Raw genomic sequence first — 24893 nt, 5'->3', positions numbered from 1 at the left:
ATTCGGGCACAACCATAAGATTAACAACGATAAAGGCTGCCACCATGACCACCCATAGCCCCGCCGACCTGCGCCGCCTTCAGGCCGAGGATACCGGCCGCCCGGTCGATCTGGCCGCCAAACTTGGTCTGCCCGAGGCCGCGCTGGTTCTGGCCCATGTCGGACATGGCGTGCAGCGCATCGACCCGACGCTGGGCCGCCTGATCCCCGCGATCCAGTCGCTGGGCGAGGTCATGGCGCTGACCCGCAACCGCTCCTGCGTGATCGAAAAGGTCGGGACCTATAACGAGTTCCACGACGGCGAGCATGCCGCGATGACGCTGGATGCGGAAATCGACATGCGCTTCTTTCCGCGCCACTGGGTCCATGCCTTTGCGGTCGAGAAGGAAACCGAGGCGAGCGTGAAGCGCTCGGTTCAGGTCTTCGACGCGGCGGGCGACGCGGTCCACAAGGTCCACCTGCGCGAGACCTCGGACCTGACCGCATGGCAGGCACTGAAGCGTGATCTGGTCGTGGCCGACCAGTCCGACAGCGCCGAATTCGGTGTGCGCGCGCCGGTCGAGCCCGCCAAGGCCGCGCCCGAGCGTATCGACGCACTGCGCCGTGAATGGTCCGAAATGACCGACACCCACCAGTTCAACACCCTGATCCATCGCCTCAAGATGAACCGTCTGGGCGCGTACCGCGTCGCGGGTGCGCCCTATGTCCGCCCGCTGGCGGTGGATGCGGTCCCCGCCCTGCTCGAACGCGTCCATGCGGGCAATGTCGGCATCATGTTCTTTGTCGGCAACATGGGCTGCATCGAGATCCATTCCGGCCGCATCGAGTCGCTGAAACCGATGGGTCCGTGGCTGAACGTGCTGGACCCGCGCTTCAACCTGCATCTGCGCGGCGACCACATCGCCGAGGTCTGGGCGGTCGAAAAGCCGACCAAGCGCGGTCCGGCAATCTCGGTCGAGGCGTTTGACGCGGAAGGCGCGCTGATCTTCCAATGCTTCGGCCTGCGCCCCGAAAAGGGCGGCGATGCGGCTGAATGGGCGGCGCTGGTTCAGGGGCTGCCGGTGCTGGCCGAGGCCGCCGAATGAAACGGCTGGCTCTCGCGCTGCTGCTGGCGGCGCCTGCCCATGCCGAAACCTATCCCGAGGCCAGCCGCGTGCTGGCCATCGGTGGCGCGGTGACGGAACTGGTCTATGCGCTTGGCGAACAGGACCGGCTGGTCGGGCGCGACACGACCTCGAATTGGCCACCCGAGGCCAATGCCCTGACCGATGTCGGCTACATGCGCGCGCTTTCCCCCGAAGGCGTGCTGTCGGTGTCGCCCGATCTGATCCTTGCCGAAGAAGGCGCGGGTCCGCCCGAGGCGGTCTCGGTGCTGAAATCGGCCAATCTGCCCTATGTGACGGTGGCCGAGGGCTATGATGCTGCGGGCGTGCTGGCCAAGGTCGATGCCGTGGCCGAGGCGCTTGGCGTGCCCGAAAAGGGCCACGCGCTGCATGAAAAGCTGGCGGCGCAATTGACTGATGCGGAAAGCAAGGCCAAGGCCGTGGGTCAGCCGAAAAAGGTGCTGTTCGTCCTGTCGCTGCAAGGCGGGCGGGTCATGGCGGGCGGCACGGGCACATCCGCAGATGGCATCATCCGGCTGGCCGGGGCGCAGAATGCGCTGGCGGATATTCAGGGCTACAAGCCCCTGACCGATGAGGCGGTGATCAAGGCCGCCCCCGACGTCATCCTGATGATGCAGCGCGGCGACGCCAAGGCCGATGCGACCGCGAATGGCGGCGACAGCCTTGAGGCGGCCAAGCAATCCGCCCAAACGATGCCCGCCATCGCCCAGACCCCGGCGGGCCGGGATGGCCGCATCGTCATCATGGACGGGCTGAAACTGCTGGGCTTCGGCCCCCGGACCGGCGAAGCGGCGATCGAGCTGCACGGTCTGGTTTACGGAGGCTCGTGATGGTGGCGATCAGCCCCGACATGCCACGGATCGACGGCGATCGCAGCCATCGCGCCCGCCTGACCTGCCGGGTGCTTGTCGTCCTGCTGCTGGCCAGCTCCGTGCTGTCGCTGGGCTGGGGCGCGTCGGGAACCTCGCTGACCCGCGCCGTCTCGGACCTGCTGGCCGGGCGTGAGCTGGCGGTTCAGGATCGGGTGGTGCTTCTGGACATCCGCCTGCCCCGGGTGCTGATGGGGATCTGTGTCGGCGCGGCATTAGCCGTGTCCGGTGCGCTGATGCAGGGGCTGTTTCGCAATCCGCTGGCCGATCCGGGGCTGGTCGGTGTCAGTTCTGGCGCGTCACTGGGCGCTATTCTGGCGATCGTCTGGGGCGCGGCGCTGCCTGCCTCGGTCGCCGGGATATTTGGCTGGTATCTCGTGCCGGTCGTAGCTTTTGTCGGCAGTTGGGTCACCACGCTGACCCTGTATCGAATTGCCACGCGGCGGGGTCGGACCTCGGTCGCGACCATGTTGCTGGCGGGCATCGCGCTTGGTGCGATCCTCAGCGCGGTGGCGGGCCTTGTCATCCTGCGCGCCAATGACAGCCAGCTGCGGGATCTGACCTTCTGGGGTCTGGGATCGCTGGCCGGATCGAACTGGCCGAAGCTTCTGGCCGCCGCTCCGATCATGGTGCTGGCGGTATTGTCCGCACCAGCACTGGCGCGCGGCTTGAACGCCCTTGCCTTGGGCGAGGCTGCCGCGGGCCATGTCGGCATCCGCGTCCAACGGGTCAAGAACCGCGCCATCCTGACCGTCGCTGCGGCCACCGGGGCTGCGGTCGCGGTCTCGGGCGGGATCGGTTTTGTCGGCATTGTTGTGCCGCATCTGCTGCGGCTGGCCAGCGGGCCGGATCACCGTTGGCTGCTGGTCAATTCCGGCCTTCTGGGCGCGGTCATGCTGCTTTGGGCCGATATGGCCAGCCGCACGCTGATTGCCCCGGCGGAACTTCCCATCGGCATCGTCACTGCGATGATCGGCGGGCCGTTCTTCCTGTGGATCCTGTTGCGCAATCGCGGAGTGCTGGACCTGTGAGCCTGATCGCCCAAGACATCGCGGTTAGCATCGGCCGCAAGCGCATCCTGAACGGCGTCTCGCTACAGGCCGAGGCTGGTCAGTTCACCGCCATCGTCGGTCCGAACGGCTCGGGCAAGACCACCCTGATGCGGGCCTTGACCGGAGAGCTTCCGCATCGTGGTGCGATCCGGCTGGGCGGGCGCGATCTGGACGCCTTCGCGCCCGAGGATCTGGCCCGCCGACGGGGCGTGCTGCCGCAGGCCGCTGCCCTGTCATTCCCCTTCACCGTGGCCGAGGTTGTGCGCATCGGCCTTGAGGCGCGGGGCGAGCGTGCCGATGCGCTGGTCCCGGCAGCATTGGCCGCCGTCGACCTGCCCGGCTTTTCGGGGCGGCATTACCAGCAGCTTTCCGGGGGCGAACAGCAGCGCGTGCAATTGGCCCGCGTCCTGGCGCAGGTCTGGCAGCCCGTCGATGACCAAGGTCCGCGCTGGCTGTTTCTGGATGAGCCGGTCAGCAGCCTCGATATCGCGCATCAGCTGACGGTCATGCGGCTGGCCGCCGATTATGCGCGGCGCGGTGGCGGCGTGATCGCCGTCATGCATGACCTGAACCTGACCGCGCTTTTCGCGCAGAAAGTCATCCTGATGGGCAAGGGCGAGGTCCTGGCCCAAGGCACCCCTGCCGAAGTCCTGACGGATGCCACCCTGTCCCACGCCTATGGCTGCGACCTGCGGGTGAACGCGGTTCCAGCCGAGGGCATCTGGATCTTGCCACAAGTCGCCGCTGGCTGACCAAACAGAAACGCGCGCCACACCCGGCGCGCGTTTTATTTTCAGTATGTTGCCGCGAGGATTTGAAGTCATTTCAAACCTCGCGGCCTTTGCATCACTTCAGATCGAAGCGGTCGGCGTTCATCACCTTGCTCCAGGCCTTGGCGAAGTCGGCCACGAACTTGGCCTTGGCATCGTTCTGGGCATAGACCTCGGCGATGGCGCGCAATTGCGAGTTCGAGCCAAAGACCAGATCGACGCGGGTCGCGGTCCATTTCGGCGCGCCGGTCTTGCGATCGGTGCCGTCGAACACGTCCTGCGCATCCGATTGGGCCTTCCAGACCGTGTCCATGCTGAGCAGGTTGACGAAGAAGTCGTTCGTCAGCTGGCCCGGACGGTTGGTCAGGACGCCATGCGCGGTGCCGCCGTAATTGGCGTTCAACGCACGCAAGCCGCCGACCAGCACGGTCATTTCCGGCGCGGTCAGTTGCAGCAACTGGGCGCGGTCGATCAGCAGTTCCTCGGCCGCGTTCTTGAATTGCTTGCGCTGGTAGTTGCGGAAGCCATCGGCCATCGGCTCCATCCAGTCGAAGCTTTCGACATCGGTCTGGTCCTGCGTCGCGTCACCACGCCCGGCGGCGAAGGGCAGCGACAGGTCGTGACCGGCAGCCTTGGCCGCAGCTTCCACCGCCGCGTCGCCTGCCAGAACGATCAGATCCGCGATCGAGACCTTCTTCGCGCCCTTGGCGTCGAATTCGGCCTTGATCCCTTCCAGCACCGACAGGACGCGGGCCAGTTGCTCGGGCTGGTTGGCTTCCCAATCCTTCTGCGGGGCCAGACGGATGCGCGCACCATTGGCGCCGCCGCGATAGTCCGAGCCACGGAAGGTCGAGGCCGAGGCCCATGCGGTTTCGATCAGTTCAGCCGAGGTCAGGCCCGAGGCGAGAGCCCGCGCCTTCAGATCGGTCACGTCCGCTGCATCGATCAGCGGGTAGTCGGGGGCCGGGATAGGGTCCTGCCAGATCAGGTCTTCGGCGGGAACTTCCGGACCCAGATACAGGTTCTTCGGCCCCATGTCGCGGTGGGTCAGTTTGAACCATGCGCGGGCAAAGGCGTCCGCGAACTGATCGGGATTTTCGTAGAAGCGACGCGAAATCGCCTCATAGATCGGGTCGAAGCGCAGCGACAGGTCGGTGGTCAGCATCGACGGCGCGATGCGTTTCGACGGATCATGCGCGTCCGGAACCGAGCCTGCACCGGCATCGCCCTTGGGCTTCCACTGATGCGCGCCGGCGGGCGATTTGGTCAGTTCCCATTCAAATTCGAACAGGTTCTTGAAGAAATTCTGGCTCCATTCGGTCGGCGTCTGGGTCCAGACGACTTCCAGCCCCGACGAGATCGTGTCGCCGCCAATGCCGGTGCCATGGGTGCTGGCCCAGCCGAAGCCCTGCAGCTCAATCGCCGAGCCTTCCGGGTCCGAGCCGACATGGGCCGCATCGCCAGCGCCGTGGGTCTTGCCAAAGGTATGGCCGCCAGCGATCAGCGCGACGGTTTCCTCGTCATTCATGGCCATGCGGCCAAAGGTAACGCGGATGTCCTTTGCTGCGGCGATCGGGTCGGGATTGCCATCCGGGCCTTCCGGGTTGACGTAGATCAGGCCCATCTGCACGGCGGCCAGCGGGCTTTCCAGCTCACGCTCGCCCGAATAGCGGCTGCCTTGCGAGCCGGTCAGCGCCAGCCATTCGATTTCCGAACCCCAGTAGATGTCTTCCAGCGGTTCCCAGACATCGGGACGACCGCCGCCAAAGCCGAAGGTCTTGAAGCCCATCGATTCCAGCGCGACGTTGCCGGTCAGGATCAGCAGGTCGGCCCAGCTCAGGCTGTTGCCGTATTTCTGCTTGATCGGCCAGATCAGGCGGCGGGCCTTGTCCAGGTTGACGTTATCCGGCCACGAGTTCAGCGGCGCAAAACGCTGGGCGCCAGCACGGGCGCCGCCACGACCGTCGGCGGTGCGATAGGTCCCGGCGCTGTGCCACGCCATGCGGATGAACAGGGGGCCATAATGACCCCAATCGGCCGGCCACCAGTCCTGGCTGTCGGTCATCACCTGCCGCAGGTCGGCTTTGACCGCTTCCAGGTCGAGCTTCTTGAACTCTTCGGCATAGTTGAACGACTCGCCCAGCGGGTTCAGCTGGGCATTGTCCTGATGCAGGATCTTCAGGTTCAGCTGGTTCGGCCACCATTCGCGGTTCGACCGCGCGCTGACCCGCGTGTTGCGGTTTGCCCCATGCATGACCGGGCAGCCGCCGCCGGATTTTACCGTCTTGTCGTCCATGTTCATCTTCCTTCCGCTGACTTGCGACCGGGCCGCCTTGATGGGTCGGCTTTCGGTGACTCGCGCTTCTGTGGAAAGTATTAGGCCAATGTATCGATCAGATAAATTTCTAATGGGTAATGGCCTTGATAATGCGCGGTTATGCCACGCCCGCCAAGGGGCAGCTTTGGCCCGGCCGCGCGCTCATGCTAGGCTGGTGCGAAAGTAACCGGAGACATGTCGTGAACAGACGCATCATTCTTGGGATCGCGGTCGCGGTTGGGCTTCTGACCCATTGCGCGGCGGCACAGGAACCGAGCTTTTTCCGCATCGGCACGGGCAGCACCGCGGGCACATATTACCCGATGGGCGGTTTGATCGCGAATGCGATCTCGAACCCGCCCGGATCGCGCCCCTGCGAAAATGGCGGCCCCTGCGGTCTGCCGGGACTGGTCGCGACCGCGCTGGCCTCGAATGGCTCGGTCGACAATATCGAGGCGATCGCTGCGGGTCGGATCGACGCCGGTTTCACCCAGTCCGACGTGGCTTATTGGGCGCAGACGGGCACCGGCCTGTGGGAAGGCCGACCTGCCGTCGAAAAGCTGCGCCTGATCGCCAATCTATATCCAGAAAGCATCCATCTGGTGGCCCGCGCCGATGCCGGGATCGAAACCGTCGCCGATCTCAGGGGCAAGAAGGTGTCTTTGGATGAGCCGGGTTCCGGCACGCTGGTCGATGCCCGCATCATTCTTGAAGCCTATGGTCTGTCCGAGGCCGATATCAGCGCCGAGTTCCTGAAGCCCGATCAGGCCGCCGATCGCATGCGGGACGGGGCGATGGACGCGTTCTTCTTTGTCGGTGGCTATCCCGCGGGCGCGATTGCGGAACTGGCCAGCCAGCATGACGTCAAGCTGATCCCGATCGACGGCGAGGCTGCCGACAAGCTGCGCGAGAAATATCGCTTCTTTTCTGCCGACAGCTTTCCTGCCGGGACCTATAACGGGCAGACCGCTGCCGTTCCTACGATCTCGGTAGGTGCTCAGTTGGTGACCAGCGCCGATCAGCCCGAGCAGCTGATCCATGACATCACCAAGACGATCTATAGTGAGACGACCCAGAAGCTGTTCGCTGCGGGTCACGCCAAGGGCAACCAGATCACGTTGGACAATGCCACCAAGGGCGCGGGCATCCCGCTGCATCCGGGTGCCGAGAAATTCTACAAGGAAGTCGGAAAGCTTCAGTAAGACACGACGCATCGGCTCAAGGTTGACCATTCCCGATCTGCCGATGCAGACCCGGTTGCTGGCCATCAGCACAACGCTTCTAGGTGCCGTGGATCAATGATCAGCTGCTGATCGCACAGGAGCCTGTTTCGACCACAGTCGGCGCGGTGATGCTTGAGGGCATGGCTTTGCGCCGCGAGGTTGCGCTCTGAACAATGGTGGGACGACGGCCAGCGGGCGCATGCCCCGCCCATGCGACAAATCGGCTTCCGCTGCGTGAGATTGCCAATCTGGTTGTGCCACGGGGGAACGCACTGTATGTGCCCCCCGAATTTCGGCCAAATATGACAGGCATGTAACGAGTGACCAACGCGGATGAACAACTCCGGCAGGGCGACGGCCCCCGGAACCAGTGGAAGACCTTGGACAAGGATCTGGGTCGGATCAGCGTGCTGGAGCAGGCGACGGCCACGATCTCGCGCCCGCTTGTCGCGCCGGGTCTGGCATTGCTTTTCGTGATCGGCGTGGCGCTGGTGGCGCTGGCACTGATCGGAGCCAGCCCCTCGGGGTTGGTGATCGTCGGCGCGGCGGTGGTTGCGGCCTATATGGCGCTGAACATCGGTGCGAATGACGTGGCCAACAACATGGGCCCGGCGGTCGGTGCGAAGGCACTGACCATGGGTTCGGCCCTTGTCATCGCCGCCATCTGCGAAACCGCCGGTGCGCTGATTGCGGGCGGGGACGTGGTCAGCACGATTTCCTCGGGCATCGTCTCACCCGAGGTGGTGGCGGACAGCGCGACCTTTGTCTGGCTGATGCTGTCGGCGCTGATCGCGGCGGCCTTGTGGATCAACCTGGCCACGGTGCTTGGTGCGCCGGTCTCGACCACCCATTCCGTTGTCGGTGGTGTGGTTGGCGCGGGCGTGGTCGCGGCGGGCTTTGACGCGGTCAACTGGAGCCAGATGACCAGCATCGCGGCAAGCTGGGTGATCTCTCCGGTGATGGGGGGTGTCATTGCGGCGGCCCTGCTGGCCTTCATCAAGGCCAAGATCGCCTATGTCGACGACAAGCTGGCGGCGGCGCGCAAATGGGTGCCAATCCTGACCGGGCTGATGGCTGGCGTCTTTGCCACCTATCTGGCGCTCAAGGGTCTGCGCCGCATCATCGAGGTCGACTCGCCCACCGCAGTCGCCATCGGCATCGCCATCGGCGTCGCCTGCTGGCTGGCCTCGCGCCCGCTGATCGAACGGCAATCGCGCGGGCTGGAAAACCGAAAGAAGTCGCTGCGCGTGCTGTTCTCGCTGCCGCTGATCGTCTCTGCCGCGCTGCTGTCCTTTGCCCATGGCGCGAATGACGTGGCCAATGCGGTCGGCCCGCTGGCCGCCGTCGTCCATACCGTGCAGGCCGGTTCGGTCGAGGCCAGCGTCAGCATCCCCAGCTGGGTCATGATCATCGGCGCGATCGGCATTTCGCTGGGCCTGATGCTGTTTGGGCCCAAGCTGATCATGCTGGTCGGCGACCAGATCACCAAGCTGAACCCGATGCGCGCCTATTGCGTGGCGCTGTCGGCGGCGGTGACCGTGATCGTTGCCAGCTGGCTGGGCCTGCCGGTCAGCTCGACCCATATTGCGGTCGGCGGGATCTTTGGCGTGGGCTTTTTCCGCGAATGGCATGCCGAGCGTCGCGCCCGCATGCTGGGCCTGCAAAAGGGCAAGGTCGTCCCGCCCGAGGAGCGCCGCCGCCGCAAGCTGGTGCGCCGCTCGCATGCGGTGACGGTGGCAATGGCCTGGGTGATTACCGTGCCCTTCTCGGCCTTGCTCTCGGCCGGGCTCTATCTGGTGCTGTCGCATTTCTCGCTGGGTTAAGACGCCCGGACCCGAAACCCGAAGCGGCGGCCTGTGATGGCCGCCCTTTTCGTTTGCGGGCGTGGCTGGCTTGCGGCTAGGTTGATGGTCAATATCTGTCACGCAGGGGTCGCGGTTCTGTTCCGGATGTCGTCCATCAATCATGCCAACCCGCGCGAGGCCCCGGTCACCGGGACCAAGCGGCTGGCCTGACAGAAAAGCGCCCCGATGCTGCCTCCGGTCGCCCTGCTGACTTTCCCTGTCGTGGTCGGAATCCTGTTTTCGCGTCTGGACTGGCAACGCGCGGCGATCTGGTCGATCCTTGGCGGTTACCTGTATCTTGCACCGGGCTTTGCCATCATGCTGCCCGGCTTGCCGATCCTGAGCAAACCCGCTCTGCCGGCGCTGATGGTCGCGCTGATGATCTTTTTGCAAAAGGACAGTGACAAGGCCGTCCCCGCGCCGCCCCCCAAAGGTGCCTTCATGACGGTGCTGGTGGTGCTGGCGCTGATGTCCCCGCTGCTGACCGCCGCGACCAATTCCGACCCGATCCAGGAGGGGATCACCTACCGCCCCGGCATCTCGGCCACGTTCGCTATTGGCGATCTGATGCGCGCTTATATCGAGATCCTGCCCTTCCTGCTGGCCTACAGGCTGTTGTGGAATGCCGAGGGTGCGCGGTTATTCCTGCAGATCCTGCTGGCGGCGATGCTGGTCTATTCCTTCTTCATGTGGGTCGAGGTCCGATTCAGCCCACAGGTGAACGTCTGGGTCTATGGCTATTTCCAGCATGATTTCAGCCAGACCATGCGATATGGCGGGTTCCGTCCCATCGTGTTTCTGGAACATCCGCTATGGGTTGCCTCGCTGACCCTGATGACGTTTCTGGCTGCGATCGGGCTGGCCCGACTTGAGCCCAGTCGGCGCAATATCCTGCGTGCCGGATATCTGGCGCTGCTGGTGGTAATCTGCAAATCGGCGGGCGCGTTGATGCTGTCGATCCTGTCGATGCCGCTGGTGCTGCTGGGCCGCCCGCAGCTGATCATCCGCGTCGCACTGATCGCGGGAACCGCGGCCTTTGCCTATCCGATCCTGCGCACGACCTCGCTGGTGCCGCTGGAGGCTATCGTCGAGACGGCGAAATCGATCTCGCTCGATCGTGGTGCCTCGCTGGAATTCCGCCTCATGAACGAGGAAAAGCTGCTGGAACGCGCCATGGAGCGGCCCTTGTTCGGCTGGGGCGGCGGCGGGCGTTCACTGTACTTCGATTCCTGGAGTGGCAGGATCTCGGCCATCCCCGACGGCTTGTGGGTGATCTGGCTGGGCAGCCTGGGCATCCTTGGCTACATGTGCCATTTCCTGATGCTGCTTGGCCCGATCTGGGCCTTGGCGCGTGTCGCCCATCGTCATCGGGCCGACCGCAGCATGGATCGCGAATTGCTGCCGCTGGCCTGTCTGTCGATGATGCTGGCGACCAATCTGGTCGATATCCTGCCCAATGCCACGGCAACGCCGATCACATGGCTGATTGCGGGGGTGATCTTTGGCAATGCGCAGCGTCTGGCCAAGGGCATTTACGACACTGAACCGCAGACCGGGATGCCAATGCCGCAACCCGCCCAACAGGGACTGAAGACTGTTCTTTAGCCCCGGTTTTCAGTCGGCAAGATCAGATTGCGCAGAAGTGCCTGTGCGAAAACGGCCAGAACCCCACTGCCGATATAGATGGCCATAACCTTGGGCAGAGAGCATCCCAAGGCAAAGGCCACCACCGCGCTGGTCATGGCAAGCGCTACGGAACTGATCAGGATCGGCATGAGCACAAGTCTCCGATACATCCGCAAGGAAGGGCCTTGCCCATGCCGGAATGCGCACGGAACACCGCCAGATCAGAAACTGCCTTGTCGCAATCCGGTTCCCTGATCGCGATCAATTAGGTGGGGTATCGTCTCCGAATTCCTGGGCTGTCCCGACGCAATGTCCCAGCGCATGGGCGACGGCGCTGTTCAGATGCAGGTCCAGCAGCACGCCTTCGGCGTCGACAAAGCGCACGGTCAACCCAGAGCGGTCGATCGCCAGCAGGCTGAAGGACACCGGCGTGATCATCGGGGCCGTCTCATCGTCCGTCGCGGCAGGAACCCGTGTCATCATCATGCTGCGTGCGAGCGCGAGTTGCTCATCCGTCATGATCGATTTCGCCCCATTTGCATGGCGGCCCACCGCAATATCGCGACGGATTGCCCTGTTCCGGTCCTGATTGGCCGCAGCCAATCGCCCATAATCCATTCCACTCCACCCCGGGACCAATTCCCTGCCGCGCAAACGGTTCCCGACGAAATCCGCAGAATCCGATTTTTGTTCCGCACCTAATTGCTGATTGTTTCAGTTGGTTATAAGGTCCGGAGTGACACAGCAGGAAGGTCCGCCATGTTCCCGATCCGTCCGCATCGCAGCACAGGGATGCTGTCCACGGCCTCTGGCGCGGCTTCGGCCCTCTTGCGGGCGCGGGCTGCGGAATGGGAAATCGACCTGATCGAGACACCTACTTCGCTGACCATGCATGTCTGGGGTAGTGAGCTTTGCCTAATCCCCGAGGACGGCGCAGTGCGGATCGAACTCCGCGCCCCCGAGCAGCGCCTGATCGGCGTGTTACAGGACAGCGCCACCGAGCTTTTCGAAAGCCACGGCATGGCGATCATCTGGGACAATGTGGATGAAGGTGCCTTGGCACCGGGTCTGGCGCTGATGCGAGTCGAAAGCGTCGTGCAGCAGACGCCGGGATTTGTCCGAGTCCGCGTGTCGGGTCCGGATGCCGGGCGGTTCGGCCAGAGCAACCTGCATTTCCGTCTGCTGATCGCCCCGCAGGGCCGCCAACCGGTCTGGCCGCGCATCGCCGCGAATGGCCGCACCCGCTGGCCCGAGGGCGAGGATGCATTGCACCGTCCGGTCTATACCGTCGCCGACCAGCGCGACAATTGGGTCGAGTTCGACATTTTCGCCCATGAGGGCAGCCCGACCTGCGACTGGGCGGCGCGGGTCCAGCCCGGCGAGGCCGTCGGCCTGATGGGTCCGGGCGGCGGTTGGTGTTCCGATGCGGCCTCGATCTGGCTGTTCGGCGATGAGACCGCTTTGCCCGCGATCCGTCGGATGCTGGCCATTGCCAGGGGTGAGGTCCGCGCCTTTGTCCGCGCGGCAGTTGAGGACATGGCCGAGCTGGCCGATGACCTCCGCGTCACCCGTTGCGACGATCTGCTGACGGCGCTGGCGGATTGCAACATTGCCCCCGAGGGCGATCTGCATGTCTGGTTCGCGGGCCATGCCACCCAAGCCCGCGAGGCGCGCCGCCATCTGGCAACGCGCGGGTTGAACAAGCGGCAGTTCACGGCTGCCGCCTATTGGGGTCAGCCTGACAGCCGGGCGTAAACGCCGCCCTGCGCGATCAGCGGCCCATGCTGGCCGCTTTCGACAATCTTGCCGTCCTGCATGACAACGATGCGATCCGCATGGCGGATCGTGCCCAGACGGTGCGCGATGACCAGCGTGGTGCGCCCCACCGCCAGCGCGTCCAGCGCCGACTGGATTTCACGCTCGGTCTGGCTGTCCAAGGCCGAGGTGGCCTCATCCAGAATCAGGATCGGCGGGTTCTTCAGGAACGCGCGCGCAATCGCCACGCGCTGCTTTTGCCCGCCCGACAGCATCACGCCGCGCTCTCCGACGACTGTATCCAGCCCATCCGGCAGGGTCGCGATCATCGGGCCAAGCTGGGCCTGTTCAGCGGCGCGCAGCACCTCGGCATCTGTCGCGCCCAGACGGCCATAGGCGATGTTTTCGCGCAAGGTCCCGCCGAACAGGAACACATCCTGACTGACCAGACCGATTTGGCGGCGCAGGCTGTTCAGCTTCATCTGGTCCAGCGCAAGGCCGTCCACGGTGATCCGGCCCGAAGTCGGCTCATAGAAGCGCGGCAGCAGGGCCAGCAAAGTGGTCTTGCCTGCCCCCGAAGGGCCGACAAAGGCCACAGTCTCGCCCGCGCGGATGGTCAGGTCGATGCCGTCCAGGATCTGGCGGCCGCCCTCATAGGCGAAATTGACTTTCTCAAAGCGGATGTCGCCTTTCAGCGCCGGTGCGTCCACTGCATCGGGCGCGTCGGCGATCTCGGGCTCGGTCGCCAACAATTCCTGATAGCGGCGGAAACCGGCGATGCCGCGGGGATAGGTCTCAATCACGGCAGCGATCTTTTCCAGCGGGCGATAGAAAACGCCAACCAGCAGCAGGAAGCCAACAAAGCCGCCGGTGGTCAGATCGCCGGACAGCACATAGCCCGCGCCGACCACCATGACGATGACCTGCACCAGCCGCAGCCCCATGTATTGCAGCGCCGAGGACACGGCCATGACCTTGTAGGCCTGCAGCTTGGTCTTGCGGTAGCTTTGGTTATCGGCGGCGAAAAGCTCGGATTCATGGGCCTCGTTGCCAAAGGCCTGCACGACGCGGACACCGCCAAGGGCCTCTTCCAGCCGGACGTTGAAATCGCCGACGCGGGCATAGATCGCGCGCCATGTCTGGGTCATGCGCCCGCCATAGACGATGACCAGCCCCAGCATCGCCGGCACGATCAGGGCAACGATCAGCGCAAGGTTTGGATGGATCCAGAACATCAGCAGGAACGCACCGACAAAGGTCATCAGCGCGATAAAGGCGTCCTCGGGGCCGTGATGGGCGACCTCGCCGATCTCCTCCAGATCGCGGGTGACGCGGGCGACCAGCTTGCCGGTGCGGGCGCGGTCAAACCAGCGCCATGACAGCCGCGTCAGGTGGTCAAAAGCACGGGCGCGCATCTCGGTCTCGATATTGATGCCCAGCATGTGGCCCCAATAGATCACGATGGACATCAGCCCGGTATTGATCGCGTAAAGCGCCATCAGGCCCACGGCGGCGGCGACGGTCAGGCCCCAGTTGCCCTGCGGCAAGAGGTGGTCGATGAAAGCGGTGATCGCCACCGGAAAGGCCAGCTCCAGCAAGCCGGCCAGAACGGCGCAGCCGAAATCCAGCCAGAACAGACCCATCCAAGGGCGGTAATATGCGAAGAAATCGCGCAGCATTCTCAGTCCTATCTTCCAGTCAGGCCCGGTCGTTCATTCAGGCGGGAACGGCGACGCGGCCGCCATCCTCGCGCAGCAGGACCTGCATTGGCAGGCCATAGATACGCTGCAGCGCCTCGGGGGTCATCAATTCGCGGGGCGTGCCCTGCATGGCGATCCGCCCGGCCTTCAGCGCGACCACATGGTCGCAGAAACGTGCGGCCATGTTCACCTCGTGCAGCACGACGATCGCGCTGCGATCCTGCTCATGGCACATGCGGCGGACCAGTGAAAGCACCTCGACCTGATGGGCGATATCAAGGGCCGAGATCGGCTCATCCAGCAGCAGGGCACCGGCCTCTTGCGCGACCATCATCGCCAGCCACGCCCGCTGCCGCTCACCCCCGGACAGCGTATCGACCAGCCGATCGGCCAAGGGGGTGATCGCGCATTCCTCAAGCGCCGCCGCGACGGCGGCATGGTCAGCCGCGCCAAAGCGACCCAAAGCGCCATGCCACGGGTAACGGCCAAGGGCGACCAACTCGCGCACGGTCATGCCTTCGGCCGGAGGCGTCGTCTGAGGCATGAAGGCCAGCGCACGGGAATAGTCGCGCGGCAGCCAGTCGGTCAGTGCCCGGCCAAGGAAACCCACCTGTCCGCCCGAGGCCTGCACCTGACGCGCCAGCACCTTGAGCAGCGTGGATTTCCCCGAGCCGTTATGCCCGATCAGCGCCACGACCTGCCCGCGCGGCAGGTTCAGGTCCAGACGGTCCAGCAACCTGCGCCCCGGCACATCGACGCAAAGACCGGATATGGTGAACAGCGGATCGGTCATCGCCTCATCCTCATCATCAGCCACAAAAGCCATGGCGCACCCAGAAGCGAGGCGAACAGCCCCAGCGGCAATTCATAAGGGAAACCGGCCATGCGCGCGCCGAAATCGGCGGCGATCATCAGGATCGCGCCGATCAGCGCCGATCCGGCGATATGGTCCTGTGCCCGCGCAAAGCCGATGCGCCGCGACAGATGCGGGGCCATCAACCCGACAAAGCTGACCGGTCCGACCAGCACGGTCGCGGCCCCCGTGGCCACCCCCGCCAGCGCGATCAGCCCGACCCGCGCACGGTCCAGCGGCAGGCCAAGCCCCAGCGAGACCTCGGGTCCCAGCGGCAGGATCTGCAACCAGCGCGCCGCCATCCGGGCCAGCACCAGAACTAGAACCGCCAGTCCGCCCAGCGAAGCGGCCTGCCACCAGCCCACCGTGCTGGAAGAACCGCTCAACCATGCCAGCACCTGCCATGATTGGGCGCTGCCGGTCGCCATGATCGCCGACAGCACCGCCGCCGCCATCGCCGAGACCGAGATCCCCGCCAGCAGCACGCGTTCGGCAGGCATATCCCGCCTGCGCGCATAGGCCGCGACCAGCGCCAGCGCCATCGCGCCGCCCAGCATCGTGCCCAGCATCTGCAGCGCCGGGATTGGCGTGCCGGTGGCGAAAAGCGTCAGCGCATAGCCGATCGCCGCGCCGCCCGAGACGCCCAGCACCTCGGGCGAGGCCAAAGGGTTGGCGGTCAGCCGCTGCAGGATCGCCCCGGCCATGGCCAACAGCGCGCCGACCGCCGCCGCCGCGACGATGCGCGGCAGGCGCAGGGGCAAGAAGGCGTTGAAGCTGTCCCAGTCCAGCACGGCCCAGCCATGCGGAACCCGCCCGATCCATGCCAGCAACCCGGCCAAAGCCAACCCGGCAAGGCCGAACACGATCAGAAAGGTGACCGGATGGGCAAGGCGCGGCGCAATGCCCTCGGCGGTTTCGGTCCCCGGCGGGGTCGAGCCGCGCAGTCGCGGCAGCAGCCAGATCAACAGCGGACCGCCGATCAGCCCGGTCAGGGCGCCGGTCGGGAACATCTCTCCGGTCGCGCCCGCCAGCGTCAGGACCACGCCGTCGCAGACCGACAGGATCAGCGCCCCGATCAGCGGGGCCAGCGCCAATACCTGCCCCATGCTGCGCGCGCCCATGCTGCGCGCCAGCGCCGGTGCGGCAAGGCCGACAAAGCCGATCAGCCCCAGCTCGGCCGAGACCGCGCCGGCCAGCAGCACCGCCAGCAGGATCACTGCCAGCCGCACACCGGCGACGTTCAGGCCAAGCGCGCTCGCCCCCGCCGCGCCAAGGGAAAGGACCCGCAAGGGTCGGGCCAGCAACGCCGCCCCGATTGCGCCGACGATCAGAACGGCGGTCAGCGACAGCACCCCGCTCCAATCCTGCTGGACCAGCGAGCCGCCGTTCCAGATCACCAGCGACAGCAGATATTCCCCGCGCGACAGCGTGATTGCGGTGGCGATGGCGGATGTCGTCAGCCCGACCAGCATCCCGGCAATGACCATGGTGACAGGGGCAAAGGCGCGCCTTGCCCCGATCGCTATGACCAGCCCGGCGGCCAGACCAGCGCCGACCAGCGCCACCGGCCAACGCCCGACCTCCAGCAGTCCGGGCGCAAAGATCGTCGCCATCACCAGCGCCAGTTGCGCCCCCGACGATATCCCCAGCGTCGTCGGATCGGCCACCGGGTTGCGCAGGACCGCTTGCAGCAGCGCCCCCGACAGTCCCAAAGCCGCGCCGGCGACCAGCGCGATCATACCGCGCGGCATCATGCCAAAGGCGATCAGGATCTGCTGCAGGCTCATCGCGGACGCATCGAAAGGCAGGCTCGGCCAGCCCGAGGGTAGCATCTGCCGCGCCGCAAGCCCCCACAGAATGGCAGCCAGCCCAGCCGCCAAAGCCAATATCGCAGCCTTCCTCATGATCATGCCGCGCGCGGTCCCGCCTCGAAGGCTTCGGTCAGCAGGCTGGCAAAGCGCAGGGCCGAGGGCATGCCACCAAAGGCGTTGACATCGGGCAAATGCAGCACCCGCCCCTCGGCCACGGCGGGCAGGTGACGCCACAGCACGCTGCGGGCAAGGCCCGAGCGGGCCTCGACCGGGACGGTGCCGACGATGACCAGATGCGCGTCCGGCATCTCGGCCAGACGCTCGACCGGCAGCGGCGCGCGGAAGCTGAATTGGGTGCGGTCGGTCCAGGCGTTCTGCATGCCCAGCAGCCCCAGCATGTCGCCAAACAGGCTGTCATAGCCAAAGGCACGTAGATGGCGGGCATCGCCGATATTGACCAGACAGACCGGACGGTCGGTGAAAGGGGTGATCCGCTTCGACAGGCCGCGGATCTGCACGCCATAGCGCGTCCGGGCGGCCAGCGCGCTGTCGGGCTGGCCGGTGGCGATTGCCAGCGCCGTCAGCGCTGCCAGCGCCTTGTCGACGGGTGGTTCACCCGGAACATAGAAGGGCAGCGAGATTACCGGGGCGATGCTGCGCAGCCGGGCCTCGTGCTGGGCATAAAAGGGCGAGCTGAGGATGAAATCCGGCCGCGTCAGCTGCAGCAATTCGTAATTCGGTGCGCCGCGCAGCCCCAGATCGGTGACGCTGTCGGGGATGACGGGCGTTTCGGTATCGGCGCGATAGCGGATCAACTCGCAGGCGGCGACGGGCATCTGGCCAAGCGCGATCGCGGTTTCCAGCATGGCCCAGTCGATGGCCGCCAGCCGAGGCGTCGGACGCTCGGCCGCAAAGGAAGACCCCGCCGCCGCGATTGCGGCGACGGAGATCAGAAAGGCACGGCGCCCAAGCTGGGGCCCGGCAGTTACCACTTGTAGGTCAGCTTGGCCAAGACTTCGCGGCCGTCGCCATAGAAGCAGCCAAAGCCGCTGCAGCTGGAGATATAGGCCTCATCGGTGATGTTGAAGACGTTGATCGAGGCCACGATATTGTCGCGGGTATAGCTGGCCGCCACGTCGCCGACCGTGAAGCCATCGACCTTGGTCGGCAGCCAATCCGCGCCGACGCCATCGCGTTCGCCGACATAGCGGATACCGCCGCCAAGACGGAACCCATTGCCGAAATCGCGGTCAAGCCACAGACTGGCGCTGTTGTAAGGGGTGTCGGGCATGCGGCGACCGTCCTCGGCACCGCCTTTCTGGCGGGCATCGGTATAGGCATAGGATGCCCGGATGTCCCAGCCCTCGGCCAGTTCGGCAGTCCCTTCCAGTTCGACGCCGCGCGAATGCACTTCGCCGATCTGAATGTTGCCGATGTCGCCGCCCATGTTGCGCGTCACATTGGTCTGCTTCAGGTCATAGACCGCCAGCGTCACCAGCGCGTCAATGACTTCCGGCTGATACTTGACCCCGGCTTCCCATTGCTTGCCTTCGGTCGGCTTCAGCGTGTCGCCCTTATTGTCCGGGCCTATTTCGGGCTCGAACGAGGTCGCGTAGCTGACATAGGGGGCCACGCCATTATCGAACAGATAGGTCAGGCCGACGCGACCGGTCGTGGCCTCGTCCTTCTGCGAGACATCGGTTTCGCCACCGAAATTGTTCCAGGCCGTACCGGATTGCTGGGCCCAGTCATGGCGCAGCGCCAGCGAGGCGCGCCAGTTGTTCCACGAAATCTCGTCCTGCGCATAGACGCCGATCTGCTCAAGACTGATGTCATTGACCAGATTGTACCAGGTCGAGCGGGGCGCGGGCACGCTGTAATCCGGGTTGCGCCAGTTCAGCGAGGGCGCAGTGCCGAAATCGGTGGCGTTGCGACCGCTCCAGCGGCTGACATCCAGACCGAAAAGCAGCCGGTGGGTGGCGGCTCCGGTCACGGCCTCGCCGATCAGGCGGGTGTCGACCTGAACGGTGTCGCTGGTCTCGTCCTGATAGGTCGAGCCGACGCCGATCATGTCGCCGGTCAGGCCGGTGACGTAGAAGCCGGTGTAATCCCAGTCGAATTTCTGGTAGCGGAAGCCCTGCTCCAGCCGCCAGCCATTGTCCAGCTCGCGCTTATATTCGACGCCAAGGTTGAGCATGCGACGGTCGCTGTCGTCTTCGTCCGGATAACCCGCGTAAAGCTCGCGCAGGTCATCGGCGTCGCCAATGTCGGTCAGGGCATGCGGCACGCCGGTCGGCGAAAGCGGCTTGTCCTTCTGGTAGGACAGCATCACGTCCAGCGTCGAGACGTCGTCCAGTTCCCAACGCAGCGCGCCTGCCAGATAGCCGCGCTGGTTTTCCAGTTCCTCGACCTGCTCCTGCTCATTCGCCAGATTGCCGGTCAGGCGCCAGGCCAGCGTGTCGCTGGGCGCGCGGTTCATGTCAAAGAAGACGCTGGCATTGCCATGCGTGCCATAGCTGACACCGGCTTCCGAGAAATCCTCGGGTTGGGCGTGTTTCTGGACCATGTTGATGATGCCGCCCGGCGAACCCGAACCATACAGCGCCGAGGACGGCCCGCGCAGCACCTCGACCCGCTCAAGCCCGTAAAGGTCCAGCGACATGGCCCCGAAATCGCGGATCAGGTGCAGCCCGTTCAGATATTGCGAGTTGCTCACGTCAAAGCCACGCATCCGCGGCTGGTCGAAGCGCGGATCGGCGCCAAAGGGCTCGGCCGTGACCCCGGCGGTATAGCGCAGGGCCTGCGTCATGTTCTGCGCGCCCTGATCCTCGATCTGTTGCCGGGTGATGACCGAAACGGATTGCTGGGTTTCCAGAACCGGGGTGTTCGTCTTGGTGGCGATCTGGGTGGTGGGAACCACATAGCCCTGCGTGGGTGCAGTCGCGTCCAGAACCACCTCGTCCAGAACCACCGTTTCGGCAGTTGGGGCGTCTTGCGCCAATGCCGGCAGGGCGAGCGCAAGCAGGCTGGTTCCGGCCAGCAAGGCAAAACGGTATGAAAGCAACATGGTCAGCGCCCTTCGACTGAAATCACGCGTCCCGGCAGGCTGGGACTGGTGAGTATTCCGATTGTTTTGGTTGCTTTCGCCTTGAGACATAAACCAGACAAATGCAAGCAAATCCGTCAGGATTAGGGGCGGTTCATGGCAGGTCCGGTTTTCTGGCCACAGCTGCAAAAAACCGGGGCCAGCAATATGCCAGCCCCGGTTCCGATGGGATGCCCTGCTTAGGCTGCGAAGATGGCGTCGAGGATCTCGGCCTCGATCGCGGCCAGTTCGGCGCTGCCGCGCTGGGTGGGGCCGACGCGCAGGATCTCGACATGGTGCAGGATGCCGCCCTGCCCCAGCACGATGACCCGGTCCGAGAGCGCCACCGCCTCGGCCACGTCATGGGTGACAAGGATGGCGGTGAAGCCGGCTTTCGCATGCATGTCGCGGATCAGGTTCTGCATGGTCAGCCGCGTCAGCGCGTCCAGCGCGCCAAGCGGCTCATCCAGCACCAGCAGGCTGGGATGGCTGACCAAGGCCCTCGCCAGCGCCGCGCGCTGACGTTGACCGCCAGACAGCAGCGCGGGCCAGACCCCGGCCTTATCCGCCAGTTGCACCGAGGCAAGCGCCTCGGTCACTGCCTGCGGGTCGGGACCTTGCCGCAGACCCACCGCGACATTGTCGGCGACATTGGCCCAAGGCAGCAGCCGCGGTTCCTGAAACATGATCCGCAGCTTGTCCCCGGCCTGTGTCGCGGGGCGGTCATCGATGCGAACCTCGCCCGAGCTGGGCTGGTCCAGCCCGGCAATCAGGCGCAGCAGCGTCGACTTGCCACAGCCGCTTTTGCCGACGATGGACAGGAACTCGCCCGGTCGCACATCCAGATCCAGATTGGACAACACGCGGTTGCCTTCGAAGCTGCGCGTCACGTTGCGGATCGACACGGCGGCGCCGCGATTGTCGCGCAGCATCGGCGGCACGGTGATGTCGCGGGGCAGTAGCTCAACGGCCTGCATAGGCGGGGCTCCATTTCAGGGCGCGGCGTTCCAGCGCGCGGGTCAGGCTATCGGCCAGCTTGCCAAGTGCCGCGTAAAGCAGGATCGACAGCACCACGACGTCCAGCACCATGAATTCACGCGCCTTCATCGCCATGTAGCCCAGCCCGGACGAAGCCGAGAGCGTTTCGGCCACGATCAGCGTCAGCCACATGATCCCCAGACCGTAGCGCAGGCCGACAAAGATCGATGGCAGCGCGCCCGGCAGCACGATCCGGCGGAACTGCTGGGTCGGGGTCATGCCATAGGCGCGGCCCATTTCAATCAGTTGCGGGTCGATGTTGCGAATGCCGTGCAACGTGTTGAGGTAGATCGGAAAGAACACCCCCAACGCGACCAGAAACAGCTTCGCCCCTTCGCCGATGCCGAACCACAGGATGACCAGCGGGATCAGCGCCAGATGCGGGATGTTGCGCACCATTTGCAGGGTGGAATCGGTCAACGTCTCGGACAGGCGAGAAACCCCGTTCGACACGCCAAGGATGAAGCCGATGCCGCCGCCGACCACCAGCCCGGCCAGCGCCCGCAGCGCCGAAACGCCCAGATGGGTGAACAACTCGCCCGACAGCGTCATCTGCACGGCAGTCGCCAGAATGGTCGAGGGACGCGGCATCACCGTGTCCGAGATGACGCCGCTGGCCCCGGCGATCTCCCACAGGATCAGGATGGCGGCGGGGACGGCATAGGGCAGCAGCGCATCAGGCCGGGGCAGCAGGCCGCGCAAGCCGGGGCTGCGACGGCTGCGGGCGGCGATCAGGGTTTCCGTCAGGCTCATGTCATGGCTCCGTCAGGTCGCGGTTTGCGGGGTCCAGACCACCGAGGCGATGTCCAGCTGCCGGGGGATGATCCCCAGCTTGTAGAACTCGTCCGCGACGCCCTGTTCATAGGTGATGTGCTGGGGCTCGACGAAACCAAGATGTCCCAGATCGGCCCCCTTGCGGGTCAGCGCGCGTTCCATCACCGTCTCGCTGAGGCCGGTTTCCTTCGAGAAGGTCTGGATGGTCTGTGGCAGGTTCGCCTGACCCTCGCGACCTGCGGTCTGGATCGTCTCGATGATCTGCTTGACCAGCGCCGGGTTTTCCTTGGCGTAATCGCCATTGGCCGAATAGAAGTTGTAATCCGGATCGACGATGGCGGTGGTCTCCAGAACGCGGGTATTGGGGCGTTCCTGCGCCATGGCGAAATAGGGATCCCAGATCGTCCATGCCCCGATCGCGCCCGCATCAAAGGCAGCGATCGCATCCGGCGGGGCCAGATCCTGCGGCTGGATATCATCCAGCGTCAGGCCCGCGGTTTCAAGCAGCTTGATCGTCGCGTAATGCGCCGAGCTGCCGCGCTTGAAGGCGATCTTCTGGCCCTTCAGGTCGGCAAGGGTCTGGATCGGCGAATCCTTGGGCACAAGGATCGCATGCCCTTCGCGTGAACCCTGCCCGGCCCCGACAAATACCAGATTGCCGCGCGCGGCATGGGCAAAGATCGGCGGCACGTTGCCGGTATAGCCGAAGTCCAGCGCATTGGCCGACAGCGCCTCAAGCAGTGGCGGACCCGAGGTGAACTCGGACCAGCTGACCTTGATGCCCTTGTCGGCAAAGGTCTGCTCGAACACGCCCGCGCCCTTCACCAGCCCCAGAAGGCCGCCCTTTTGCCAACCAACCCGCAGGGTGGTTGCCGGAGCCGCGCGCAGGATGGCGGGCGTGGCAAGCGCCGCCAGCCCCAGCCCCAGCGCCGCGCGGCGCGAGAAATTCATCGTCATGGCGGTCATCCTTCAGTGGGTTTTCAGCAGTTGGGCCGGTTCCGTGGCCCGTTGCGGAATGGCGAATTCGGCGAAGAAGGGGGCGAACTGTCCGACGGCGCGGCTCAGGCGGGCGCGGGCGGCCTCATCGACCAGCTTGCCGCCGACGAAATCGCGATCCGAGACATAGACGCCGGTGGACAGGGTCTGTGCCTCAAAGAAGCCCATCAGGGGGCGCAACTGGTGTTCGATGATCAGGGCATGGCGGTCGCCGCCGCCGGTCGCGGCCAGCAGCACCGGCTTGCCATGCAGCATGCCGGGATCGAGCAGGTCGAAGACATGCTTGAACAGCCCGCTATAGCTGCCCTTGTGGACCGGGCTTGCAATCACCAGCGCATCGGCACGCACCAGCGAGGTCACCAGCTCCAGCGCCTCCGGCTCCAGATCGCCCAATTGGCGGGCCGAACCCAGCGAGGGGCCAAGGTCGGACAGGTCAAAGACATGACCCACGGCGTTGAAGCGCTCGGCGGCCTGATCGACGGTCTGCTGGACCAGCGAACGGGTACGAGAGGGTACAGAAAGGCTTCCGGCAAAACCGGCGATGGTCAGGGTCGTCATGTGAATCTCCTGTTTTCGGGGGCTTCCCGAAGGATCAATAAGGATTGGCAGCCGGGCCATGCGCGACGGCGGCCGGGCGTAGGATGGGGGCAAGCAGGGCCTGCCGGGCGATCTCGCGGGCGATGGAACTGACCTGGATCGCGCATTCCGGCGCACCGACCAGTTCCCCGATATGGCCGCGGGCCAAGGGGCCAGCGATCAGGATGCGCTGGCTGGCCGCGCCACCGGCATCGACGGCATGGCAGGTCTGGGTCGTGGCCAGTCCCAGACCCAACGGGTCGGGGGTGATCAGGCCCAGTCGCGCCAGCGCACCAAGCGCCGGGTTCCAGTCGATACATCGCCCCTGCGCCGGACCCGTGGTCACGATCACCGCATCAAAGCGTTCGCGCCGTTCACGCAAGCTGCCACGGGGCCGCCAGACGATATCAAGGGCATCTTCCTGCTTTTCAGCCGACAGCAGATGGCCCGCGACATATTCAAGCCGCTCTTCGGCGATCAGCCGGTTCAGCACCGCCTCGACCTGCGGGGCCAGACGGTAGCGGTGAACGTCCCATAGCGTGCGCAGGTGGCGCAGCAGCCGGGCGCGGTTTTCGGCGTCGAGCGTCGCCCAGATCTGCGGCCCCTGCGCGCGAAGGCGAAAGAAGGTCGCGTGCCAGCTTTGTCCCTGCGCCTGATCGTCGACCACGGCATGGCGGACGCGGCGCAGCAGTTCAGAGGCGCTGTGGATCGGCGGATCGGTGAAATCCACTTGCGAGTCCTTGGTGATCTGCCCATGCCCGCGCGACCGCAAGCCGTGGCGCGAGATGCAGGTGATCCGCCCGCGATGGCCCAGCCGATCCAGCGTTGCCACGACATCGGCCGAGGTCAGCGCCGCCCCCATCACCAGAATGCGGGCATCGCGGTCCAGTTCGGCCAGCCGGACCGGATCATAGGGATCGGCGATCAGCCGGGGCGATCCGGTCAGCCCGGCCACTGGGCGCGGCACGGCGGGGGCCGGATGGCCGGTCGCCAGCACAAGAATATCGGCCCGGATGCGGCTTTCGTCCGACAGCATCAGCACCAGCGATCCGTCGGGCGTCCGCTCAATATCCGAAACGCGCGCCCGCACATGCCGGATGCGGCCAGTGGCCAGATGCGGGGCCAGCCGTTCGCCCACATAGCGGCCAAAGACCTCGCGCCGGGGAAAACGCTCACCAAGGGCGGTCACCGATTCCGGATCGGGGGGCAGACTGCCATCCGCCTCGGCCTCAAGCAGCCATTCTAGGAAATCCTCGCGCCGCTCGGGGTCCATGGTCATGCGATGCGCCGGGACGTTGATCCGATGCACCGCCTCGGCCGAGGAATAGGCCAGACCCCGGCCCAGTTGAGACCGCGGTTCGACCACGGTGACATTGGCATGAACCTGCAGCTCGGCAAGCTGCCAGGCCAACGAAGCACCAGAGAAACCGCCCCCGATGATCACGACGCGCAGGCGCGAGGTTTGCTGCAGGGTCATCGG

The 24893-nt window shown here is 65.2% G+C and carries 22 protein-coding genes; 9 read left to right on the top strand and 13 right to left on the bottom strand.

Annotated elements, in window-relative coordinates; all coding sequences use genetic code 11:
- The first annotated feature begins 44 nt into the window (after positions 1 to 44).
- Genes GL300_RS12860 through GL300_RS12845 form a run of 4 tightly spaced genes read left to right on the top strand, consistent with a single transcriptional unit; the run spans position 45 to position 3797 of the window.
- The gene (locus tag GL300_RS12860; RefSeq protein ID WP_155040041.1) at positions 45 to 1085 is read left to right on the top strand and encodes a hemin-degrading factor; all 1041 of its coding nucleotides are present in this window, start codon (positions 45 to 47) and stop codon (positions 1083 to 1085) included.
- Positions 1082 to 1954 (top strand): heme/hemin ABC transporter substrate-binding protein, encoded by an 873-nt coding sequence (locus tag GL300_RS12855; protein ID WP_155040040.1) that lies wholly within the window; start codon positions 1082 to 1084, stop codon positions 1952 to 1954. Before GL300_RS12860 ends, GL300_RS12855 begins: the two co-directional genes overlap by 4 nt.
- Positions 1954 to 3024: a FecCD family ABC transporter permease gene (locus GL300_RS12850; protein ID WP_155040039.1), complete on the top strand. Its 1071-nt coding sequence runs from the start codon at positions 1954 to 1956 to the stop codon at positions 3022 to 3024. The genes GL300_RS12855 and GL300_RS12850 overlap by 1 nt, the downstream gene beginning before the upstream one ends.
- On the top strand, positions 3021 to 3797 hold the full coding sequence (locus GL300_RS12845) for a heme ABC transporter ATP-binding protein (RefSeq protein WP_343043029.1): 777 nt from the start codon (positions 3021 to 3023) through the stop codon (positions 3795 to 3797). Before GL300_RS12850 ends, GL300_RS12845 begins: the two co-directional genes overlap by 4 nt.
- A gap of 94 nt (positions 3798 to 3891) precedes the next feature.
- On the opposite strand, the gene katG is transcribed toward GL300_RS12845, so the two are convergent.
- A complete protein-coding gene (gene katG / locus GL300_RS12840; protein WP_155040038.1) occupies positions 3892 to 6111 on the bottom strand; it encodes a catalase/peroxidase HPI in 2220 nt (739 codons plus the stop codon).
- 221 nt (positions 6112 to 6332) lie between these two features.
- Here katG and GL300_RS12835 point away from each other — a divergent pair, with 221 nt between their 5' ends.
- The 4 genes from GL300_RS12835 (at position 6333) to GL300_RS12820 (ending at position 10804) form a co-directional block, all read left to right on the top strand.
- Positions 6333 to 7334, top strand: a complete 1002-nt coding sequence (locus GL300_RS12835) for a TAXI family TRAP transporter solute-binding subunit (protein WP_343043028.1) — start codon at positions 6333 to 6335, stop codon at positions 7332 to 7334.
- A gap of 341 nt (positions 7335 to 7675) precedes the next feature.
- The gene (locus GL300_RS12830; protein ID WP_192337958.1) at positions 7676 to 9178 is read left to right on the top strand and encodes an inorganic phosphate transporter; all 1503 of its coding nucleotides are present in this window, start codon (positions 7676 to 7678) and stop codon (positions 9176 to 9178) included.
- 36 nt (positions 9179 to 9214) lie between these two features.
- A complete protein-coding gene (locus GL300_RS12825) occupies positions 9215 to 9370 on the top strand; it encodes a hypothetical protein (protein WP_155040037.1) in 156 nt (51 codons plus the stop codon).
- A gap of 15 nt (positions 9371 to 9385) precedes the next feature.
- Positions 9386 to 10804 (top strand): hypothetical protein, encoded by a 1419-nt coding sequence (locus GL300_RS12820; RefSeq protein WP_246195167.1) that lies wholly within the window; start codon positions 9386 to 9388, stop codon positions 10802 to 10804.
- On the opposite strand, the gene GL300_RS12815 is transcribed toward GL300_RS12820, so the two are convergent.
- Both GL300_RS12815 and GL300_RS12810 read right to left on the bottom strand, forming a co-directional pair.
- Positions 10801 to 10974, bottom strand: a complete 174-nt coding sequence (locus GL300_RS12815) for a hypothetical protein (protein ID WP_155040036.1) — start codon at positions 10972 to 10974, stop codon at positions 10801 to 10803. The genes GL300_RS12820 and GL300_RS12815 overlap by 4 nt on opposite strands.
- A gap of 112 nt (positions 10975 to 11086) precedes the next feature.
- On the bottom strand, positions 11087 to 11443 hold the full coding sequence (locus tag GL300_RS12810; protein WP_155040035.1) for a hypothetical protein: 357 nt from the start codon (positions 11441 to 11443) through the stop codon (positions 11087 to 11089).
- A gap of 141 nt (positions 11444 to 11584) precedes the next feature.
- Between GL300_RS12810 and GL300_RS12805 the strand changes: the two genes are divergently transcribed.
- Positions 11585 to 12580, top strand: a complete 996-nt coding sequence (locus tag GL300_RS12805; protein WP_155040034.1) for a siderophore-interacting protein — start codon at positions 11585 to 11587, stop codon at positions 12578 to 12580.
- Here the strand turns inward: GL300_RS12805 and GL300_RS12800 are convergent.
- The 10 genes from GL300_RS12800 to GL300_RS12755 form a co-directional block, all read right to left on the bottom strand.
- Entirely contained in the window at positions 12559 to 14259 is a 1701-nt protein-coding gene (locus GL300_RS12800; RefSeq protein WP_155040033.1) for an ABC transporter ATP-binding protein, read from the bottom strand. The genes GL300_RS12805 and GL300_RS12800 overlap by 22 nt on opposite strands.
- Positions 14260 to 14296: 37 nt before the next feature.
- A complete protein-coding gene (locus GL300_RS12795; protein ID WP_155040032.1) occupies positions 14297 to 15073 on the bottom strand; it encodes an ABC transporter ATP-binding protein in 777 nt (258 codons plus the stop codon).
- Entirely contained in the window at positions 15070 to 17037 is a 1968-nt protein-coding gene (gene fhuB / locus GL300_RS12790; protein ID WP_155040031.1) for a Fe(3+)-hydroxamate ABC transporter permease FhuB, read from the bottom strand. Before fhuB ends, GL300_RS12795 begins: the two co-directional genes overlap by 4 nt.
- 2 nt (positions 17038 to 17039) lie before the next feature.
- Positions 17040 to 17936, bottom strand: a complete 897-nt coding sequence (locus tag GL300_RS12785; protein WP_343043027.1) for an iron-siderophore ABC transporter substrate-binding protein — start codon at positions 17934 to 17936, stop codon at positions 17040 to 17042.
- Positions 17930 to 20011 carry a TonB-dependent siderophore receptor gene (locus GL300_RS12780; protein WP_155040030.1) on the bottom strand — a complete coding sequence of 694 codons (2082 nt, stop codon included), beginning with the start codon at positions 20009 to 20011 and terminating at the stop codon, positions 17930 to 17932. The genes GL300_RS12785 and GL300_RS12780 overlap by 7 nt, the downstream gene beginning before the upstream one ends.
- A gap of 218 nt (positions 20012 to 20229) precedes the next feature.
- Positions 20230 to 21006 carry an ABC transporter ATP-binding protein gene (locus GL300_RS12775; RefSeq protein ID WP_155040029.1) on the bottom strand — a complete coding sequence of 259 codons (777 nt, stop codon included), beginning with the start codon at positions 21004 to 21006 and terminating at the stop codon, positions 20230 to 20232.
- Complete coding sequence (locus GL300_RS12770) at positions 20993 to 21820, bottom strand: ABC transporter permease subunit (RefSeq protein WP_155040028.1); 828 nt, start codon at positions 21818 to 21820, stop codon at positions 20993 to 20995. Before GL300_RS12770 ends, GL300_RS12775 begins: the two co-directional genes overlap by 14 nt.
- Positions 21821 to 21832: 12 nt before the next feature.
- The gene (locus GL300_RS12765) at positions 21833 to 22798 is read right to left on the bottom strand and encodes an aliphatic sulfonate ABC transporter substrate-binding protein (protein ID WP_155040027.1); all 966 of its coding nucleotides are present in this window, start codon (positions 22796 to 22798) and stop codon (positions 21833 to 21835) included.
- 12 nt (positions 22799 to 22810) lie between these two features.
- Complete coding sequence (locus tag GL300_RS12760; RefSeq protein ID WP_155040026.1) at positions 22811 to 23395, bottom strand: NAD(P)H-dependent oxidoreductase; 585 nt, start codon at positions 23393 to 23395, stop codon at positions 22811 to 22813.
- A 34-nt stretch (positions 23396 to 23429) separates the two neighbouring features.
- Complete coding sequence (locus GL300_RS12755; RefSeq protein WP_170297666.1) at positions 23430 to 24890, bottom strand: FAD/NAD(P)-binding protein; 1461 nt, start codon at positions 24888 to 24890, stop codon at positions 23430 to 23432.
- Positions 24891 to 24893: the final 3 nt, after the last annotated feature.

This window comes from Paracoccus litorisediminis (genome assembly GCF_009711205.1).
GTDB classification, from domain to species: domain Bacteria; phylum Pseudomonadota; class Alphaproteobacteria; order Rhodobacterales; family Rhodobacteraceae; genus Paracoccus; species Paracoccus litorisediminis.
The sequence above is the reverse complement of the archived record's forward strand: the minus strand, read 5'-3'. Positions and strand labels throughout refer to the sequence as shown.

What these genes read in the sequence shown, in the direction of transcription:
- GL300_RS12800 (WP_155040033.1), bottom strand. Translation starts at nt 14,259, where the DNA reads ATGCTGCGCGATTTCTTCGCATATTACCGCCCTTGGATGGGTCTGTTC.
- GL300_RS12755 (WP_170297666.1), bottom strand. Translation starts at nt 24,890, where the DNA reads ATGACCCTGCAGCAAACCTCGCGCCTGCGCGTCGTGATCATCGGGGGC.
- GL300_RS12855 (WP_155040040.1), top strand. Translation starts at nt 1,082, where the DNA reads ATGAAACGGCTGGCTCTCGCGCTGCTGCTGGCGGCGCCTGCCCATGCC.
- fhuB (WP_155040031.1), bottom strand. Translation starts at nt 17,037, where the DNA reads ATGAGGAAGGCTGCGATATTGGCTTTGGCGGCTGGGCTGGCTGCCATT.
- GL300_RS12860 (WP_155040041.1), top strand. Translation starts at nt 45, where the DNA reads ATGACCACCCATAGCCCCGCCGACCTGCGCCGCCTTCAGGCCGAGGAT.
- GL300_RS12765 (WP_155040027.1), bottom strand. Translation starts at nt 22,798, where the DNA reads ATGACGATGAATTTCTCGCGCCGCGCGGCGCTGGGGCTGGGGCTGGCG.
- katG (WP_155040038.1), bottom strand. Translation starts at nt 6,111, where the DNA reads ATGGACGACAAGACGGTAAAATCCGGCGGCGGCTGCCCGGTCATGCAT.
- GL300_RS12760 (WP_155040026.1), bottom strand. Translation starts at nt 23,395, where the DNA reads ATGACGACCCTGACCATCGCCGGTTTTGCCGGAAGCCTTTCTGTACCC.
- GL300_RS12820 (WP_246195167.1), top strand. Translation starts at nt 9,386, where the DNA reads ATGCTGCCTCCGGTCGCCCTGCTGACTTTCCCTGTCGTGGTCGGAATC.
- GL300_RS12780 (WP_155040030.1), bottom strand. Translation starts at nt 20,011, where the DNA reads ATGTTGCTTTCATACCGTTTTGCCTTGCTGGCCGGAACCAGCCTGCTT.
- GL300_RS12815 (WP_155040036.1), bottom strand. Translation starts at nt 10,974, where the DNA reads ATGCCGATCCTGATCAGTTCCGTAGCGCTTGCCATGACCAGCGCGGTG.
- GL300_RS12805 (WP_155040034.1), top strand. Translation starts at nt 11,585, where the DNA reads ATGTTCCCGATCCGTCCGCATCGCAGCACAGGGATGCTGTCCACGGCC.
- GL300_RS12850 (WP_155040039.1), top strand. Translation starts at nt 1,954, where the DNA reads ATGGTGGCGATCAGCCCCGACATGCCACGGATCGACGGCGATCGCAGC.
- GL300_RS12770 (WP_155040028.1), bottom strand. Translation starts at nt 21,820, where the DNA reads ATGAGCCTGACGGAAACCCTGATCGCCGCCCGCAGCCGTCGCAGCCCC.
- GL300_RS12795 (WP_155040032.1), bottom strand. Translation starts at nt 15,073, where the DNA reads ATGACCGATCCGCTGTTCACCATATCCGGTCTTTGCGTCGATGTGCCG.
- GL300_RS12810 (WP_155040035.1), bottom strand. Translation starts at nt 11,443, where the DNA reads ATGGATTATGGGCGATTGGCTGCGGCCAATCAGGACCGGAACAGGGCA.
- GL300_RS12825 (WP_155040037.1), top strand. Translation starts at nt 9,215, where the DNA reads ATGGCCGCCCTTTTCGTTTGCGGGCGTGGCTGGCTTGCGGCTAGGTTG.
- GL300_RS12775 (WP_155040029.1), bottom strand. Translation starts at nt 21,006, where the DNA reads ATGCAGGCCGTTGAGCTACTGCCCCGCGACATCACCGTGCCGCCGATG.